The organism is Streptomyces sp. NPDC048275 (assembly GCF_040652275.1).
GTDB lineage: Bacteria > Actinomycetota > Actinomycetes > Streptomycetales > Streptomycetaceae > Streptomyces.
The window spans coordinates 1-15,730 of sequence record NZ_JBEZLR010000031.1; the positions used below are offsets into that span (position 1 = coordinate 1).

Genomic DNA, 15,730 nt, shown 5'->3' on the forward strand with positions numbered 1-15,730 from the left:
GTGATCTCGTGGCCCCGGTCTCCCCCGGTCGCTACGGTCGAGCCATGACCGAGCTGCCCGACTGCGGACTGGCTCGTCAGCGCCACGCCGACGTCAGCGCACCACGACGGGAGAACGTTCGGACCAGCCGCTCGACACTGCCGGTAGGGCGCGCCTTGTCGCCGTTCAGCCGGCCGCTCCCCGAGGCGCCAGGCCCTCACTCCGCCCGCAGCGCCCGCGCCACCCGGGTCCGCGCGGCCCACCCCGCCGGCAGCAGCGCACCGGCCACGGCGATCACCACGCCGGCCAGGGCCAGCAGGGTCAGGGTGAGGACGTCGTACACGTCGATGAGGCTCGCCGGGATCCGGGTGCCGACCGCGTTTCCCATCGCGGGCATGACATACCCGTGCAGGATCACGCCCAGCGGGACGCCGATCACGCCGGCCACCAGGCCGATGGCCGCCACGGAAGTGAGGACCTGGGCGACCGTCTGGCGTGGTGACATGCCGAGGGCCTTGAGGATGCCCAGGTCACGGACGCGGTCGCGGGTGTCGAGCACCACCGTGTTGAGGACGCCCAGGCAGGCCACCGCCACCAGCATGAGGGTGAGCGTCGCGATCAGTGCCTGCATGGCCAGGATGACACTCGACTCGCCCGCCCCGGTGCGGAACGCCTCCGCGCCGAGCGCCTTCAGGTCCGCGTTGAGCGCCTCGACGTAGCTCCTCGTGTCCGCTCCCGAGTCGAGCGTCACGCTGAACTCGCTGGGCAGGTAGCCGATGTGGAGTGCTTCCAGTGACGAGGTGGAAGTGCGGAGGGTCAGCCCCTCCTCGCTCAGGTCGAAGACCTCTCCCACGATCTTCAGCCGAACCGTGCGGCCCTGCTCGGACAGAGTCACCGTGTCGCCGATCCGCTTGCCCGTCACCTGGAGGAAGCGCGAGGCCGCCACCGCCTCTCCGCGCGCGGCGAACCAGCGGCCCTCCATCATGGTGCGGCGGCTGTGCGCGAAGTCCCCGTCGTACGCCCGCACCGGCACCGCACCCTTGAGGCCCGGCACGCGTACCTCGGCACGGGCGGTGCGGTAGGACGAGGCCGTCTCCGGGCGGGACTCGATGACCGCCTCGACCGCCGCCGCATCGGCCGGCCCGGCGGCCCCGGAACCGAATTCCACGCGCACCATCGTCCGTACCGTCACCGCTCCCGCCGCCCGGTCCGGTTCGCCGTTGCTCTGGATCGCGAGCAGCGTGCTTCCGAGGCCCATCGCGAACGTCACCGCCAGCGCCCCGAACGCCACCGCCCCGGCCGTCGTCGCCGAACGGGCGGGCCGCGCGAACGGGCCCGCCAGCCCCAGGCTCACCGCACGGGGCAGCGGCAGCCGGCCCAGCAGATGCCGTACGCCACGCCCCCGGGCGGCGGTCGCCGCGCGGCCGACGCCTAGCACCGACGCGGTACGCAGCCGGGCCGCCCGCAGCGCGGGGGCCAGCGCGGTCACGGCGACGACCGCGAGGACGGCGAGGGGCACCACGAGGTTCACCCACAGCGGGATCGGCAGCTTGCCCGTCCCGTAGGACGTGGCCACGTCCGCCATCAGCGGCACGGCGAGCAGTTCGCCCAGGAACACGCCCAGTACCGCACCCACCACCGCCGGGATCAGCGCCTGCGCCACATAGGCCCGACCCACCTGGAACGGGGTGAGCCCGAGGGACTTCAGGATCCCGATGCGCCGGGTCGCGGCGCTCACCGCACCGCTCACCACGATGCCGATCACCAGCACCGACATGGCGAGCCCCAGCAGCGCGAAGGCGGTGACGAAGGGGATGTACGCGCCCGTGACCGCGTCGGCGGCCTGCTTGACGTCGAGATAGGACTGGGAACCGATGAGCGTGCGATCCGGCACGGCGGCGGTGACCGCCTTGAGGCCGGCGGCGACATCGGCGCGGCTGTCCGCGTCGGTGAGGCGGTAGAGCATCTGGTACGAGGGCTTCGCGTCCAGCGCCGTCAACTGCGCCGGTACGACCCACGCGTCGGCGCTCTCCCCCACCGACTCGGCGATCCCGACCACGGTGAGCTCCACGTCCCCGGCGCTCACCGTGGTGCCCGCCTGCATGGCCGGGTTGACGGAACCCGCCTCCACGACGATTTCGCCCGGCGCCCTCACCCAGCGGCCCTTGACGAGGCTGACGTCGTCCACGGCGGCGTCGGCCGACGCCCGCCCGGCCACGGTGAGCGGCGTGGGCGCGACGCCGGGCGGTTCGCCCTCGGTCGCGTGCAGCCGGGCGGAGGTCACGGCGAAGGGGCCCGAGGCCGTCTCGACTCCCTTCACGGACGCGGTCTTCGTGAGCTGCGACGCCAGGACCCCCTTGAACTCCGCCGTCAGATGCGCCCCGTGCTGCCGTGCGAAGGCCTTGTCGAACGGTGCGTGCGACGCGACCAGCAGCCCGACCGCGAGCACGGACGCCGCCACCGACAGCAGCGTCGTCAGCACGATGACCGCCGTTTGCACCCGCCGCCTGCCGACCCCGGCGCGCACCACCTTCCCGAGCGCGCCCAGCCGACCGCCTTCCAGGCCCCGCCCGCTCACAACGCCACCGCCGGCACATCGCTCGCGATCCGTCCGTCGACCAGCTCGATGGTGCGCGTCGCACAGGACCGGGCCAGCGCCAGATCGTGCGTGACCAGCACGATCGTCTGCCCGTCCGCGTTGAGCTCGCGCAGCAGTTCCCGTACCTCCGCTCCGGAGGCCGTGTCCAGCGCCCCCGTCGGCTCGTCGGCGAGCAACAGCGGCGGACGGTTCATCAGTGCGCGGGCGACGGCGACGCGTTGCCGTTCGCCGCCGGAGAGCCGGCCGGGGTAGGCGCGGGCGTGCCGGTCGATGCCGAGGTAGGCCAGCAGTTCGGCGGCTCGGGCGGCCGCCTTCGCCCGGTGCATGCCGGAGAGCTGGGCCGGCAGCAGCACGTTGTCGGCGACCGTCAGATCGTCGAGGAGGTTGAAGAACTGGAACACCATCCCGATCCGGGAGCGCCGGTAGCGGGCCGAGGCGCTCTCGCTCAACTCGTCGATCCGCAGCCCGTCGACGGTGACGCTGCCCTCGCTCGGCCGGTCGAGACCGGCGATCAGGTTGAGCAGGGTCGACTTGCCGCTGCCGGACGGACCCAGTACGGCGAGCGCCTCCCCGGCCCGCACCCTCAGCGTCAGCCCGGCGAGCGCCGGTGGGCCCTCGTCGTACGCCTTGCGCACCTCGCGCAGGTCGATCAGGGGCTCGGTCATGGTTCCTCCACGGCTCGGCGTCATCGGGCCCCGAAGCTAGGCGCGGGCGCCGGGCGGGCACGTCGGCCGCGGTGGGGAAGGTCCGTACCGTGGTGGGCGGAGCCGGGGCCGCGTCATCCCCGCGATGTACGCCGGAGAGGTACGCGCCTGCGCCGTACGACGGATCCCCAGGTCCCGGAGGGCTTGGCACACTGGCCCGGTGAAACGTGCGCTGCCCCTCGCCGGTGTGCCGCCGCGGCTGTCCCGCTGGGCCTGGGCCGCGGACGCGGTACTCGCCCTGGTGCTGGCCGTCGGCACGGTCAGCGCCGACCTGGACCGGGCGTACGTGGACGATGTGTCCCAGGACGGGGACGGCATCAAGATGCCCGTACCGGACCCGCCGGACCCGCCGGACCCGCTGGACCCGCCGGTGCCGCCGGTGCCGCCCGTCCCTCGGCTCGGAGCCCGCGTCATCGTCCCGGCCATCGAGCACACCCTGGGCCCCCTCACCTGGTGGGCGATGGTGCTGGCGGTGCTGACCGCGCTGCCGCTGGCGTGGCGCAGGCGGTATCCGCTGGCGGCGTTCTGGGCGGTGCTCGGGGCGAATGCGCTCTTCCATCTGAGCGAGGTCAACAGGGACGCCACGGCGGTCACGTTCGCCTCGGTGCTGATCGCGGCGTACAGCGCGGCGATGTACAGCCCGCACCGCAAGGCCGCGGGGGCGAACCTGGCGGCCGGCGCCGTCCTGCTCGCCGCCGACGGGCTGGTCCCGGAAGTCGACCGCAGTCTCATCCCGCTGCTGGTGCTGGTGCCGATCGCGCTGGCCGCCAATGGCCTCCACGCCTGGCGCCAGCGGGTACGGGCCATGCAGGCGCAGCAGGAGGCCGCCACCCGGCGTGCCGTGGACGAGGAACGGCAGCGCATCGCCCGCGAGTTGCACGACGTGGTCACCCACAACGTGAGCATGATGACGATCCAGGCCGGCGCGGCCCGCAAGGTGCTGGACGCGTCCCCGGACCAGGCCCGCGAGGCGATGCTCGCGGTGGAGGCGGCCGGGCGGACCGCGATGTCGGAGCTGCGGCAGGTGATGGGCCTGCTCACCATGGCCTCCGACGGCTCACCGGGGAACGTGGACCTGGCGCCGCAGCCGGGCCTGGACCGGCTGGGCGAACTGGTGTCCCGGGTGCGTGGCACGGGCGTGCCGATCGAGCTCACCGTCACCGGCACCCCGCGCGAACTCCCCGCCGGAGTGGACCTGGCCGCCTACCGCGTCGTACAGGAAGCACTCACGAACGCCGTGAAGCACGCGGCGGGGGCGAGCGTGACCGTCGCCGTCGAGTACGCGCCCGGCGAGCTGCGGGTGGACGTACAGGACTCCGGCGGCGTGCCGACGTCCGCCGAGGGCAACGGCCGCGGCCTCATCGGCCTGCGAGAACGGCTCGCGGTGTACGGCGGTACGCTGCACAACGGCACACGCCCGCGCGGGGGTTACCGGGTCGGTGCCGTGATCCCAGTGGAGGACCTGTGACCGAGGCGCCGCGTGTGGTGATCGTCGACGACCAGGCCCTGGTCCGCACCGGCTTCCGGATGATCCTCGCGGCGGACGGCATCGAGGTGGTCGGGGAGGCCTCCGACGGCGAGCAGGCGGTCGCGGTGGTACGGCGCACACTCCCGGACGTCGTCCTGATGGACGTCCGGATGCCGGGCACCGACGGCCTGGAGGCGACCCGCCGCATCCTCGACGGCAGCCAGGACCCGCCCCGCGTCATCATCCTCACCACGTACGACCTCGACCAGTACGTCTACGCCGCGCTGACCGCCGGCGCCAGCGGCTTCCTCCTCAAGGACGTGACCCCCGAGCACCTTGCCGCCGCCGTCCGCCTGGTCCGCTCCGGCGACGCGCTGCTCGCCCCCGCGATCACCCGCCGCCTGGTGGAGCGCTTCGCCACGACCGACGCCCGTACGGCTTCCCTGCACCGCGACCTGTCCGCGCTCACCCCGAGAGAGCTGGAAGTACTCGCCGCCCTGGCCCGCGGCCACACCAACGCGGAGCTGGCCCGCCGCTTCCATCTCAGCGAGGCCACGGTGAAGACCCACGTGGCCCGCATCCTGTCCAAACTCCAGCTCCGCGACCGCGCCCAGGCAGTGATCACCGCGTACGAGACGGGACTGATCACGCCGGGCTCCGCCCCGCCCGGCTGACCCCCCCCTCAACTTCCGCTGCGGAGACCAAACTTGAGGGTGCGGAAGAGGTGTGCGAGGGCGTGGGGTGTGGTGGTGGCGTACGGCCGACGCGTGGGGCGTGTGCACGCACGGCCCGGGGCCAGGAAAGGCGACCTGGTTCGAGCTCGGGCCGTGCGAAGCATGACGCGTCGGGGCGCGGCACCCCCCTCAGGTGCCGCGCCCCGTCCCCCGCTCCCCCTGGGCGGTGGCTTACTCGACCGCGGGTGACAGCGGCGGCAGTGTGCCCGTGCGCGCCGCCTGGCTGTACCAGTGGGCGCTCGACTTCGGTGTGCGGGACAGGGTCGCGTAGTCGACGTACACCGCGCCGAAGCGTTTGCCGTAGCCGTAGCCCCACTCGAAGTTGTCCATGAGGGACCAGAGGTAGTAGCCGCGGACGTCCGCGCCGTCCGCGATCGCGCGGCGGACCGCGCGCAGATGGCCGTGGAGGTAGGCGATGCGCTCCGGGTCGTGGACGCGGCCCTCCGGGTCCGGCTTGTCGTCGTACGCCGCTCCGTTCTCGGTCACGTACAACGGCAGACCCGGCGCCTCCCTCGTGTAGCGCATGATCAGGTCGTGCAGGCCCGTCGGGTCGATCGTCCAGCCCATCTCGGTGCGCTCGCCGGGAGTCTGGTGGAAGGCGATGTCGTCCGCGCTCGGCCAGGGGGAGTAGGAGCTTGCGCCGTGGCCGTCCGCGCGCGGGGTGTCCGGCGTGGACTCCGCGGCCGACACCAGCGTGGGGGTGTAGTAGTTGAGGCCGAGCGCGTCGAGCGGCTGGTTGATCGCCGCCAGGTCGCCGTCCAGGACGTACGACCAGTCCGTGACCGACGACGTCGCCGCGATCAGGCTCTCCGGGTACGCGCCGTGCAGCATCGGGCCGTGGAAGACGCCGTTGGCGAGGTCGTCGATGCGCCGGGCCGCCGCCAGATCGGCGGGAGCCTGTGAAAGCGGCCTGACCACGGAGGAGTTGAGGCTGACGGCGACCGTGTTGCGGGCCGGCATCGCGGCCCGCAACGCCGAAGTGCCCAGGCCGTGAGCCAGGTTCAGGTGATGGGCGGCCTTGAGTGAGGCCTCCGCGTCCGTGCGGCCGGGGGCGTGGACTCCGGAGCCGTAGCCCAGGAACGCGCTGCACCAGGGCTCGTTGAGCGTGATCCACTGCTCGACGCGGTCGCCCAGCGCCTCGCCCACGATCTGCGCGTACTCGGCGAAACGCAGCGCCGTGTCGCGCTCCGGCCAGCCGCCCGTGTCCTCCAGCTCCTGCGGGAGGTCCCAGTGGTAGAGCGTGACGGCCGGTTTGATGTCGTGGGCCAGCAGTTCATCGACCAGGCGGCGGTAGAAGTCCAGGCCCCGCTGCACCGCCGGGCCCCGGCCCGTGGGCTGCACCCGGGACCAGGAGATCGAGAAGCGGTACGCGGTCAGGCCCAGCTCCGCCATCAGCGCTACGTCGTCGCGGTAGCGGTGGTAGTGGTCGACGGCCACGTCACCGGTTTCGCCGCCGGCCGTCTTTCCGGGCGTATGACTGAAGGTGTCCCAGATCGAGGGCGTACGGCCGTCCTCCCGTACCGCCCCCTCTATCTGGTACGCGGAGGTGGCCGCGCCCCAGAGGAAGGCGGGAGGGAAGGTCACGGGCGATGCGGACTCAGGCATGGAAGCGCTCCCATAGGGGGTCGTGGAGGCCGACGAAAAGAAGGAAGGGGGATGGGGGAAGAGAGAAGGGGCCGAGGCGGCGGTGACTCGGCCCCACACGGGCGTCAGCCCTTGACGGCGCCCTGCATGATGCCGCCCACGATCTGTTTGCCGAAGATCGCGAAGACCAGCAGCAGCGGCAGCGTGCCGAGCAGTGCGCCCGCCATGATCAGGGACTGGTCGGGGGTGAAGCCGCGGCCGAGACCCGCGACCGCGACCTGCACGGTCGGATTGCCGGTCTGGGTGAGAACGAGGAACGGCCACAGGAAGTCGTTCCAGGTCTGCACGAAGATGAGCATGCCGAGCACGGCCATCGCGGGGCGCGCCGCCGGGAACACCACGTGCCAGATCACCCGCCAGCTGCTCGCGCCGTCCACCCGGGCCGCCTCGATCAGCTCGTTCGGCAGCGCCTGGATCAGGTACTGCCGCATGAAGAAGACACCGAAGGCGCTCACAAGGGACGGAAAGATCACTGCCTGCAGTTGGTCGGTCCAGTCGAGCTTGGCGACCATCATGTACAGCGGGATCACGCTGAGTTGGGGCGGAATCATCATGGTGCCGATGATGATCAGCATCATGGCGTTACGGCCCTTGAAGCGCAGCTTGGCGAAGGCGAACCCGGCGATCGTGGACAGGACGACGACGGTGACCGCCGAAATCCCGGACACGATCGTGGTGTTGAGCATCGCCTCGCCCAGGTTGGCGTCCTTCCAGGCGAGTTCGAGCTTGTCGAACAGACCCGAGCCGAACCAGAACGGCGGCGGAGTCTGCGCCAGCCGGTTGTTGTCGCGCGAGGCGGCGATCGCCGTCCACACCAGCGGGAAGAGCGAGCCGATGGTGAACAGGACGAGCACGGTGTAGGCGATCGGTCCGCCGTGCAACTGCCCGCCCGCACGGGCCGACTTGGGGCGCCGGACGCGCTTGAGCGGTTCCTTCACGGGGTCGGACGGGGGCGTCAGGGTCGTCGTCACGGCCGGTTCTCCTATCTGCTGGCTCAGCTACTGGCGCGCAGCCGGCGCGAGATGACGTAGTTGACGATCCCGATCACGATGAGGATCAAGAACATGGTCCAGGCGATGGCGGAGGCCCGGCCCAGGTGCTGGTTCACCCAGCCCTGCTCGTACAGATAGAGGCCGAGCGTCTGGAACTGGTGCTGGGCGCCGCCGGACGCACCCTTGTTGGCGTCGAAGAGGAGCGGCTCGCCGAACACCTGGCTGGCGCCGATCGTCGAGACGACGACGGTGAACAGGATCGTCGGACGCAGCGACGGCAGGGTGACGTGGAGGAACTGCTTCCAGCGCGAGGCGCCGTCGAGGGCCGCCGACTCGTACAGGTCCTGCGGGATGGCCTGCATGGCCGCCAGGTAGATCAGCGCGTTGTAGCCGGTCCAGCGCCAGATGATGATCGTCGAAACGGCGATCTGCGAGGGCCACTTGTCGTTCTGCCAGTCGATGTGGTCGAACCCGACGGCGTTCAGAACCCAGTTGATCATGCCGTAGTCGCGGCCGAAGAGCAGCACGAACACGAGCGAGGCCGCGGCGATCGACGTGGCGTACGGCGCGAGCATCGCGACCCGGTAGAAAGTCGAGCCGCGCAGCTTGTAGTTGAGGATGTGGGCGAGCCCCATCGCCATCAGCAGCTGCGGGACGGTGGAGATGATGCCGATGGTCAGGGTGTTCTTCGCCGCGTTCCAGAAGAAGTCGTCGTCGAAGATCCGGGTGTAGTTGCGCAGGCCCACCCACTCCATGTCGGTGGGCGCCGTCAGCTCCACCGCGTGCAGCGAGGCCCAGCCGGTGTAGATCAGCGGGAAGAGGCCGAAGGCGAGGAAGAGCAGGAAGAACGGGGAGACGAAGACGTACGGGCTCCAGCGCATGTCCCGCTGCCATCGGCGGGAAAGCCGGGCCCGGCGTCGCGCGTCGCCCGCCGCGGGTACGGGGTCGGCGGGCGGGCCGACCGGGGCCGCGCCCCCCTCCTTGGCGGGGGGCGCGGCGGTGTCGTGCCGGGGTGAAATTCCGGTCACCTCATGTCTCCGAGGGGGCGGCGGCCTTCAGACCGGAGACCGGGTGCCGTCCACATGATCGGGTGAACGGTGCTTGATGCGTTGCGAGAACCAAGCATGAGACTGGATCCTTGGAGTCGTTGTACCGGGCTGGTTCCAACCCGGCTGGTGTTGATCGCGTAGGACTCGATCGCTCGTTGAGCGGCCGAGCAGGGTGAGCCAGGAATCCCTTTGCTCCGGCTGGGGGAGGGTTCAATTCTCCAAGTTGTTGTCGATCGTCTTGGTGGCGTTGGCCCAAGCCTCCTCAGGAGACTTGCCCTGGGTCACCAAGACGACGCCGTTGTCGGTCAGTCCCTGCTGGATGATCTGGTCCTTCGGGCCGATCGTCTGGACCGGGATGTTCTCGGCGGCCTCGGCGAAGATCGGGCCGATCGGCGCCGTACCGGTCATGTCGTTCTTCGCGTCCTTCACCGCGGCCGAGTCGTACGCCGCCGGGGTGCTCGGGAAGCTGCCCTGCACGGCGAACAGCTTGGCCTGCTGCTCGGGCGCGGTCAGCCAGGCGGCCAGCTTCGCGGCCTCCTCGGTGTTCTTGCCGGAGTTGGGCACGGTCAGGAAGGAGCCGCCCCAGTTACCGGACTTGGGCGCCTGAGCGATCTCCCACTTGCCGGCGGCGTCGGGCTTCGACTTGCCCTTGATGTAGCCGAGCATCCACGGCGGGCAGGACATCGCGGCGAACTTGCTGTTGGCGATCGTCGTGTCCCAGGCGGGCTGGAACTGCGTCTGGTTGCCGATCAGTCCGTCCTCGGCGGCCTGCGCGGTGAGGTCGAACGCGGACTTCACGGCCGGGTTCGTCTTGTAGATGACCTCGCCGGCGGAGTCGTAGAACCGCTCGGTCTCACCGCTGAGGATCGCCTGGAGCAGACCGCCGGGGGAGTCCAGGAAGGTGGTGCCCTTGGGCGCCTTCTTCTGGAACTGCTTGCCGACGTCCACGAACTTGTCCCAGCTGCCCGCCCACAGCTTGCCGACCTCTTCGCGGTCGGTGGGCAGACCGGCCGCCTTGAACAGGTCCGTGCGGTAGCAGATGGCCATCGGACCGATGTCGGTGCCGACCGCGATCGTCTGCCCGTCCTTGGTGGTGGCCTGCTTCCACTTCCAGTCGAGGTAGTCGCTCTCCTTGCCGTACTTCGACAGGTCGAGCAGTTTGGACGCCTGGGTCTCGACGATCTCGGCGATGTTGCCGACTTCGACCATCTGGATGTCCTGGAGGCCGCTGCTGGTGGTGAGGTGGTTGATGAGCGCCGGGTAGTAGTTCTCGTTGCGCTCCACGACGGTCTGCTGGATGTCGATGTCCGGGTGGAGCTTCTCGTACTCCTTGTACAGGCCGGACTCCTCGAAGCCGGCGGTGCCGAAGAGGCCGAGCGTGATCTTGGTCTTGCCGCCGCCACCGCCTGACGACGAGTTCGAGTCCTCGTCCTTGCCGTCGTCGGCACAGCCGGCCAGCAGGCCGGCGCCCAGCGACGCGACGGCCGCGATGACCACCGCCCGGCGGGCGATGGGGGTCCCCCCGCTCGAGCGAAGTCGAGAGTGGGGGAGGGTACGTGCTCGCATTGCGTCCTCCTGTTGCCCTGACGTGCCGACCCCCCGGCCAACTGCATTGTTGGGCCCGTTGGTTCACGCTGCGGCTCGGGCGGGGAACGTGCGGGATGTGTATGTGTCAGGTACCGTGGGAGCGCTCCCACAGGTGATGTGTTGAAGGTTCGTCGCTCGGCGCGGGGGTGTCAAGGGAGCAGACGCGGAGAGATGTCTTGAGTTATCGGCCTGTTAACTAACTCGGAGGCTTCCACTTCTTGGAGCCGCCCAGGCGCGTTCTTGGAGCCGCCCAGGCGCCTTCGGCCCGTCCGGAGCCTGAGCGTGAGGCCGTTCGGGCTGGAGCGGAGGTGTGGGGTGGCGGCCCCCGCGGGCGGCCGCAGCCCCCAACGGGGGACTGTTAGATTCCAGGCCAGGGTGATGACGGCGGAAGGGCGGAGCCAATGGCAGGCCACGGAACGCGGGGCCGGAGCGGTGGGCGGCCCACCCTCGAGGAGGTCGCCGCGCGTGCCGGGGTGGGCCGCGGCACGGTGTCCCGGGTGATCAACGGTTCGCCGCGGGTCAGCGACGCGACCCGCGCCGCCGTCGAGGCGGCGGTCGCGGAGCTGGGCTACGTCCCCAACACGGCGGCGCGCGCCCTCGCCGCCAACCGCACGGACGCGATCGCCCTGGTCGTCCCCGAGCCGGAGACCCGCTTCTTCGCGGAACCGTACTTCTCCGACATGCTGCGGGGCGTGGGCGCCGAGCTCTCCGAGACCGAGATGCAGCTGCTGCTGATCTTCGCGGGCAGCGACCGGGAGCGGCAGCGCCTCGCCCAGTACCTGGCCGCGCACCGCGTGGACGGCGTACTCCTGGTCTCGGTCCACGCGGACGACCCGCTGCCCGACCTCCTCTCCCAGCTCGAGATCCCGGCGGTGATCAGTGGTCGGCGCTCGCCGGACGAGAGCCTTCCGTCGGTGGACTCCGACAACTTCGGCGGCGGTCGCATGGCCGTCGAACACCTGATCGCACAGGGGCGTCGGCGCATCGTCCATCTGGCGGGCCGCCTCGACGTCTTCGGCGCCCAGCGCCGCGTCGACGGCTACCGCGAGGGCCTGCGCGCCGCGGGCCGCGAGGTGGACGAGGACCTCATCGTCCCCGGCGACTTCACGGAGGAGGGCGGCCGCCGCGCCATGACCGAGCTGCTGGCCCGCTGCCCGGACCTGGACGCGGTCTTCGCGGGTTCGGACGTGATGGCGGCGGGCGCCCGCCAGGTCCTGCGCGAGGAGGGCCGCCGTATCCCCGACGACGTGGCCCTCGTCGGTTACGACGACTCCGCCATCGCCCGCCACATGGACCCGCCCCTGACCAGCGTCCGCCAGCCGATCGTGGAGATGGGCCGCGCCATGATCGACCTCCTGTTGGAGGAGATCGCGGACCGGCGCCCGGCGGTCTCGCGCGGGCTGGAGAAACGACAGGTCGTGCTGCCCACCGAACTGGTGGCGCGGGCCTCGTCCTGACGCACGGGAGGAGCTCGGTAGGGCAGGCTGGCGACCATGGTCCTCCATCCCTTGCTCGGAGTCGATGAAGTACCCGCCGTCGAGCCCTACCTGGGCCGGGTGGGCGAAGTGTTCCGGGTGTTCCGGGAGCAGGACTCGGGGTGTGTGTCGTACGGGGTGCGGCTGCTCGACGGGGCACGGTGGTTCGTCAAGGAGGCGGTCACCGACCGCGGGCGGCTCTCCCTCGACCGCGGCTGGACCTTCCACCGCTCCGTACGGCACCGGGCGATCGTCCCGCAGGTCCACCGGATCGCCGTGGAGGACCGCTGGGCGGTGGTGATGCCCTGGCGGAACGGCGAGGTGCTGTACCCCGCCACGGTGGGCGGCCCGCGCGACCGCACCGCCCCCGACAGCCCCCTGGCCCGCTTCCGCGCCCTGCCGACCGCCCGTGTCCTCGACGCCATCGACCGGATCCTCGACGCCCATCTCGCGGTGGAGGTGGCCGGCCAGGTCGCGGTCGACTTCTACGACGGCGCACTGCTGTACGACTTCACGGCCGACGTCGTACACCTGGTCGACCTCGATGAGTACCGGCCGGGTCCGTTCGTGGTCGAGGAGGAGCGGCTGCCGGGTTCCCGCCGGTTCATGGCCCCCGAGGAGTTCGTACAAGGCTCGGTGATCGACACGCGGACCACCGTGTTCACCCTGGGCCGCACCGCCCGGCTGCTGCTGGACGCCGGTGACGAGGAGCAGGCCTGGCGCGGCACCCCGGCCCAGCAGGCGGTCATCATCCGGGCCACCCGCGCCGACCCGGAGGACCGCTTCGGACACGTCCACGACTTCGCCGCCGCGTGGCGGAGCGCTACCGCGGTCTAGGGCCTGTCCGGCGGATCATGCCGCGGACGCGGGGCTTGGCACGCCCATCTGCGGCGTTGTCGTCGGTCAACGACTCCCCCACTCTCGACTTCGCTCGAGCGGGGGGACCCCCATCGCGTCGCCTCCCTCCTCCGCCTTGCAGCTGCACGCACCAGACCCCGCTCACCGGCGCCGACAAGGCATCGTCGATTCCCCGCGACCTGATCCGAACGACAGGCCCTGGCCGGCCGACCGCTGCCACCTGACCTCGCCGTCCTGCTCCTGGCCGGTCGGCGTGAGTCCGGCCGCGGTGGCCACGGCGGCGGAGGCCCGGTGGTCCGGGTGGATGTGGGCGACGACGGTGTGCGCGGGGTGCTGCCGCCCGAGCCGGTCGACCAGCCCCCTGGCGGCCTCCGTCGCGAATCCGCGCCCCTGCCAAGGAGTGCCCACCACCCAGGCGATCTCCGCGGTCTCTTCGGTGACCGTCGCCTGGACCGTACCCACCAGACACCCGCCCTCGCGCAGCCGCACGACCCAGTTGCACCAGCTGACGGCGGGGTCGGGGGAGCCCGCGACGAGGCGTTCGTAGCGGGCGCGCAGGGCCTCGGCCGTGGCGGGCGCACCACCGATGTACGTGTGCAGCGCCGGGTCCGACAACACCTCGGCCATCTCCTCGGCGTGCTCTACGCGCAGGGGGAGGAGATCGAGGCGGGTGGTGCGGATGGGACGCATGGTGTGGATGACGCGGGGGCGGTCGGCGGACATGACGTCACGGTATGCGTTCGTGAACCCGCGACAACAGGGCCTCCCGGTGCTCGGCCGACTGCGCGACGCCCACTCGCCGAGAGGCCCTGGCGGGCGTCACTTGCGGTAGCCGAGGACGGTCATCATGCCGGACTCCGAGTGGTACTGGTTGTGGCAGTGGAGCATCCACAGGCCCGGGTTGTCGGCGTTGAAGTCGACCACCAGTTTGCGGTGCGGCAGTACCAGGGCCGTGTCCTTGCGAGGCCCGACCGCGTCGATGCCGGTCATGGCGAAGGTGTGGCCGTGCAGGTGCAGGGGGTGAAACATGTCCGTGCCGTTGATGAGGGTCAGCCGGACCCGTTCACCCTGACGGACCGGGTGGCGCTGTTCGAGGGAGTAGGGCCGGTGGTCGAAGCCCCAGTCGAACTTCCGCATGCCGCCGGTCAACCGGATGCGGATCTCGCGGTCCGGCTTGCGATCGCAGAGGGCCACGGACTCGTGCGGCACGAGACGTCTGGCCGGCACGACCATCCCGTTCAGCTCCCGTGGATGCGCGGAGGGCGAGGGAACGGTTCTGCGACCGCCGGTGCCACGGCTGGTGCGCAGTACCGCCAGCGCCCTGCCCTTCTTCCCCTCGGCCAGCGCGACCAGCGGGAACACCCCGTCCTTGACGGTGACCAGCACGTCGTAGCGCTCGGACATGCCGATCAGCAGCGCGTCCGTCTTCGCGTGCTCGACCGGGTAGCCGTCCGTGTGCGTGATGGTCATCTCGTGGCCGCCCAGCGCCACCCGGAACGCCGTGTCGCTCCCGGCGTTGATGATCCGCAGCCGGATGCGGTCCCCGGGGCGGGCCCGGAACACCGAAGGAGCGTGCGGGAGGCGGCCGTTGACGAGGTAGTGCGGGTAGGCGACACTGCCGCCCTCGCTGCGCAGCATGCGGCTGTGGGAGTGGTGCAGGACGCGGGAGGGGCCGACGGACGGATCGGCGTGCTCCCCTCCCGGCTCCATCCCCTCCATCCCCCTGCTCATCGGCGATTCCTTGCCGTCGAGCAACTGCGCGAGCACGCCGTCCGGGGTGGAGCCGTTCACGCCGTCCACCCAGTCGTCCAGGACGACGACCCACTCCTTGTCGTAGGACAGGGGCTCGTTGGGGTCCTCCACGATCAGCGGTGCGTACAGGCCGCGGTCGACCTGCAGACCCGAGTGCGAATGGAACCAGTACGTGCCCGGGTGCGTCACCGCGAAGCGGTAGCCGAACTCCGCGCCGGGCTTGATGGAGTACTGGGTCAGGTCCGGTACGCCGTCCATGTCGCAGCGCATGCGAACACCGTGCGTGTGCAGCGTCGTCGCCACGGGCAGGTGGTTGGCCACCGTGAGATCGAGGATGTCGCCCGCGGTGATCCGGACCTCCTTGCCGGGCAGCGTGTCGCCGTACGCCCATGACCTGACGGTCCGCCCGCCCAGGTCGAGGGACGTCTCGGTGGCGGTGAACCTGAACCTGCGGAGAGGGCCGGGCCCGCGTTCCTTCTCGACGGCGAGGACCTCGGGATCGGACGGGTTCACGTATCCCTTGGGTCCCTTGGGGACGAAGCCCCCGCCGCCGTGGCCGTAACCATGGCCGGCGGAGCCTCCGGAGCCCGACGCGGACCCCGAGCGCGAGCCGGCTGCCGAGTGCGCGCCGGACCCCGGACGCGGGCCGTTCACCGGGTTCGAGTCGGCCACCGAGTGGGAGACGGGCTCGGAGGGGGAGCCGGACCGGGAACAGGCGGCCAGGACTCCCGAGCCGGCGGCCACGATCGAGGCACCGAGCAAGGTGCGTCGCGTAAGGATATGCATGACCGAATAACACACGGTTTATGGTGGTATATGCGAGAACTGAGGCGGCGCGTCTCCAGAACTGAGGCGGTCCGTCTCGAGAACCGAGGCGGCGCGTCTAACG

12 protein-coding genes are annotated in these 15,730 nt (G+C 71.0%); 4 read left to right on the forward strand and 8 right to left on the reverse strand.

The features are described from left to right. Positions 1-196: 196 nt before the first annotated feature. Complete coding sequence (locus tag AB0D57_RS19955; protein WP_362074149.1) at positions 197-2,557, reverse strand: FtsX-like permease family protein; 2,361 nt, start codon at positions 2,555-2,557, stop codon at positions 197-199. Next, positions 2,554-3,243 (reverse strand): ABC transporter ATP-binding protein, encoded by a 690-nt coding sequence (locus AB0D57_RS19960; RefSeq protein WP_362074152.1) that lies wholly within the window; start codon positions 3,241-3,243, stop codon positions 2,554-2,556. The genes AB0D57_RS19955 and AB0D57_RS19960 overlap by 4 nt, the downstream gene beginning before the upstream one ends. 199 nt (positions 3,244-3,442) lie before the next feature. Between AB0D57_RS19960 and AB0D57_RS19965 the strand changes: the two genes are divergently transcribed. Then, a complete protein-coding gene (locus tag AB0D57_RS19965; RefSeq protein WP_362074155.1) occupies positions 3,443-4,750 on the forward strand; it encodes a sensor histidine kinase in 1,308 nt (435 codons plus the stop codon). Further along, on the forward strand, positions 4,747-5,424 hold the full coding sequence (locus AB0D57_RS19970) for a response regulator transcription factor (RefSeq protein WP_362074158.1): 678 nt from the start codon (positions 4,747-4,749) through the stop codon (positions 5,422-5,424). Before AB0D57_RS19965 ends, AB0D57_RS19970 begins: the two co-directional genes overlap by 4 nt. Positions 5,425-5,655: 231 nt before the next feature. Here AB0D57_RS19970 and AB0D57_RS19975 read toward each other — a convergent pair whose 3' ends face one another. The 4 genes from AB0D57_RS19975 to AB0D57_RS19990 all read right to left on the reverse strand — a co-directional run bounded on the left by AB0D57_RS19975 (position 5,656) and on the right by AB0D57_RS19990 (position 10,735). Further along, positions 5,656-7,089, reverse strand: coding sequence for a GH1 family beta-glucosidase (locus AB0D57_RS19975; protein ID WP_362074161.1), 1,434 nt, complete (start codon positions 7,087-7,089; stop codon positions 5,656-5,658). A gap of 104 nt (positions 7,090-7,193) precedes the next feature. Further along, the gene (locus AB0D57_RS19980) at positions 7,194-8,099 is read right to left on the reverse strand and encodes a carbohydrate ABC transporter permease (RefSeq protein WP_362074164.1); all 906 of its coding nucleotides are present in this window, start codon (positions 8,097-8,099) and stop codon (positions 7,194-7,196) included. 23 nt (positions 8,100-8,122) lie between these two features. Continuing rightward, entirely contained in the window at positions 8,123-9,139 is a 1,017-nt protein-coding gene (locus AB0D57_RS19985) for a sugar ABC transporter permease (protein WP_362074326.1), read from the reverse strand. Positions 9,140-9,379: 240 nt separating this feature from the next. Then, positions 9,380-10,735 carry an extracellular solute-binding protein gene (locus AB0D57_RS19990; protein WP_362074167.1) on the reverse strand — a complete coding sequence of 452 codons (1,356 nt, stop codon included), beginning with the start codon at positions 10,733-10,735 and terminating at the stop codon, positions 9,380-9,382. Positions 10,736-11,157: 422 nt separating this feature from the next. On the opposite strand from AB0D57_RS19990, the gene AB0D57_RS19995 reads away from it, so the two are divergent. Both AB0D57_RS19995 and AB0D57_RS20000 read left to right on the forward strand, forming a co-directional pair. Further along, on the forward strand, positions 11,158-12,213 hold the full coding sequence (locus AB0D57_RS19995) for a LacI family DNA-binding transcriptional regulator (RefSeq protein ID WP_362074170.1): 1,056 nt from the start codon (positions 11,158-11,160) through the stop codon (positions 12,211-12,213). 36 nt (positions 12,214-12,249) lie between these two features. Continuing rightward, positions 12,250-13,068, forward strand: a complete 819-nt coding sequence (locus tag AB0D57_RS20000) for a serine/threonine protein kinase (protein WP_362074173.1) — start codon at positions 12,250-12,252, stop codon at positions 13,066-13,068. Between the two features lie 162 nt (positions 13,069-13,230). Here AB0D57_RS20000 and AB0D57_RS20005 read toward each other — a convergent pair whose 3' ends face one another. Both AB0D57_RS20005 and AB0D57_RS20010 read right to left on the reverse strand, forming a co-directional pair. Beyond that, positions 13,231-13,812, reverse strand: a complete 582-nt coding sequence (locus AB0D57_RS20005; RefSeq protein WP_362074176.1) for a GNAT family N-acetyltransferase — start codon at positions 13,810-13,812, stop codon at positions 13,231-13,233. 96 nt (positions 13,813-13,908) lie between these two features. Next, complete coding sequence (locus AB0D57_RS20010) at positions 13,909-15,627, reverse strand: multicopper oxidase family protein (RefSeq protein WP_362074179.1); 1,719 nt, start codon at positions 15,625-15,627, stop codon at positions 13,909-13,911. Between the last annotated feature and the right edge of the window lie 103 nt (positions 15,628-15,730).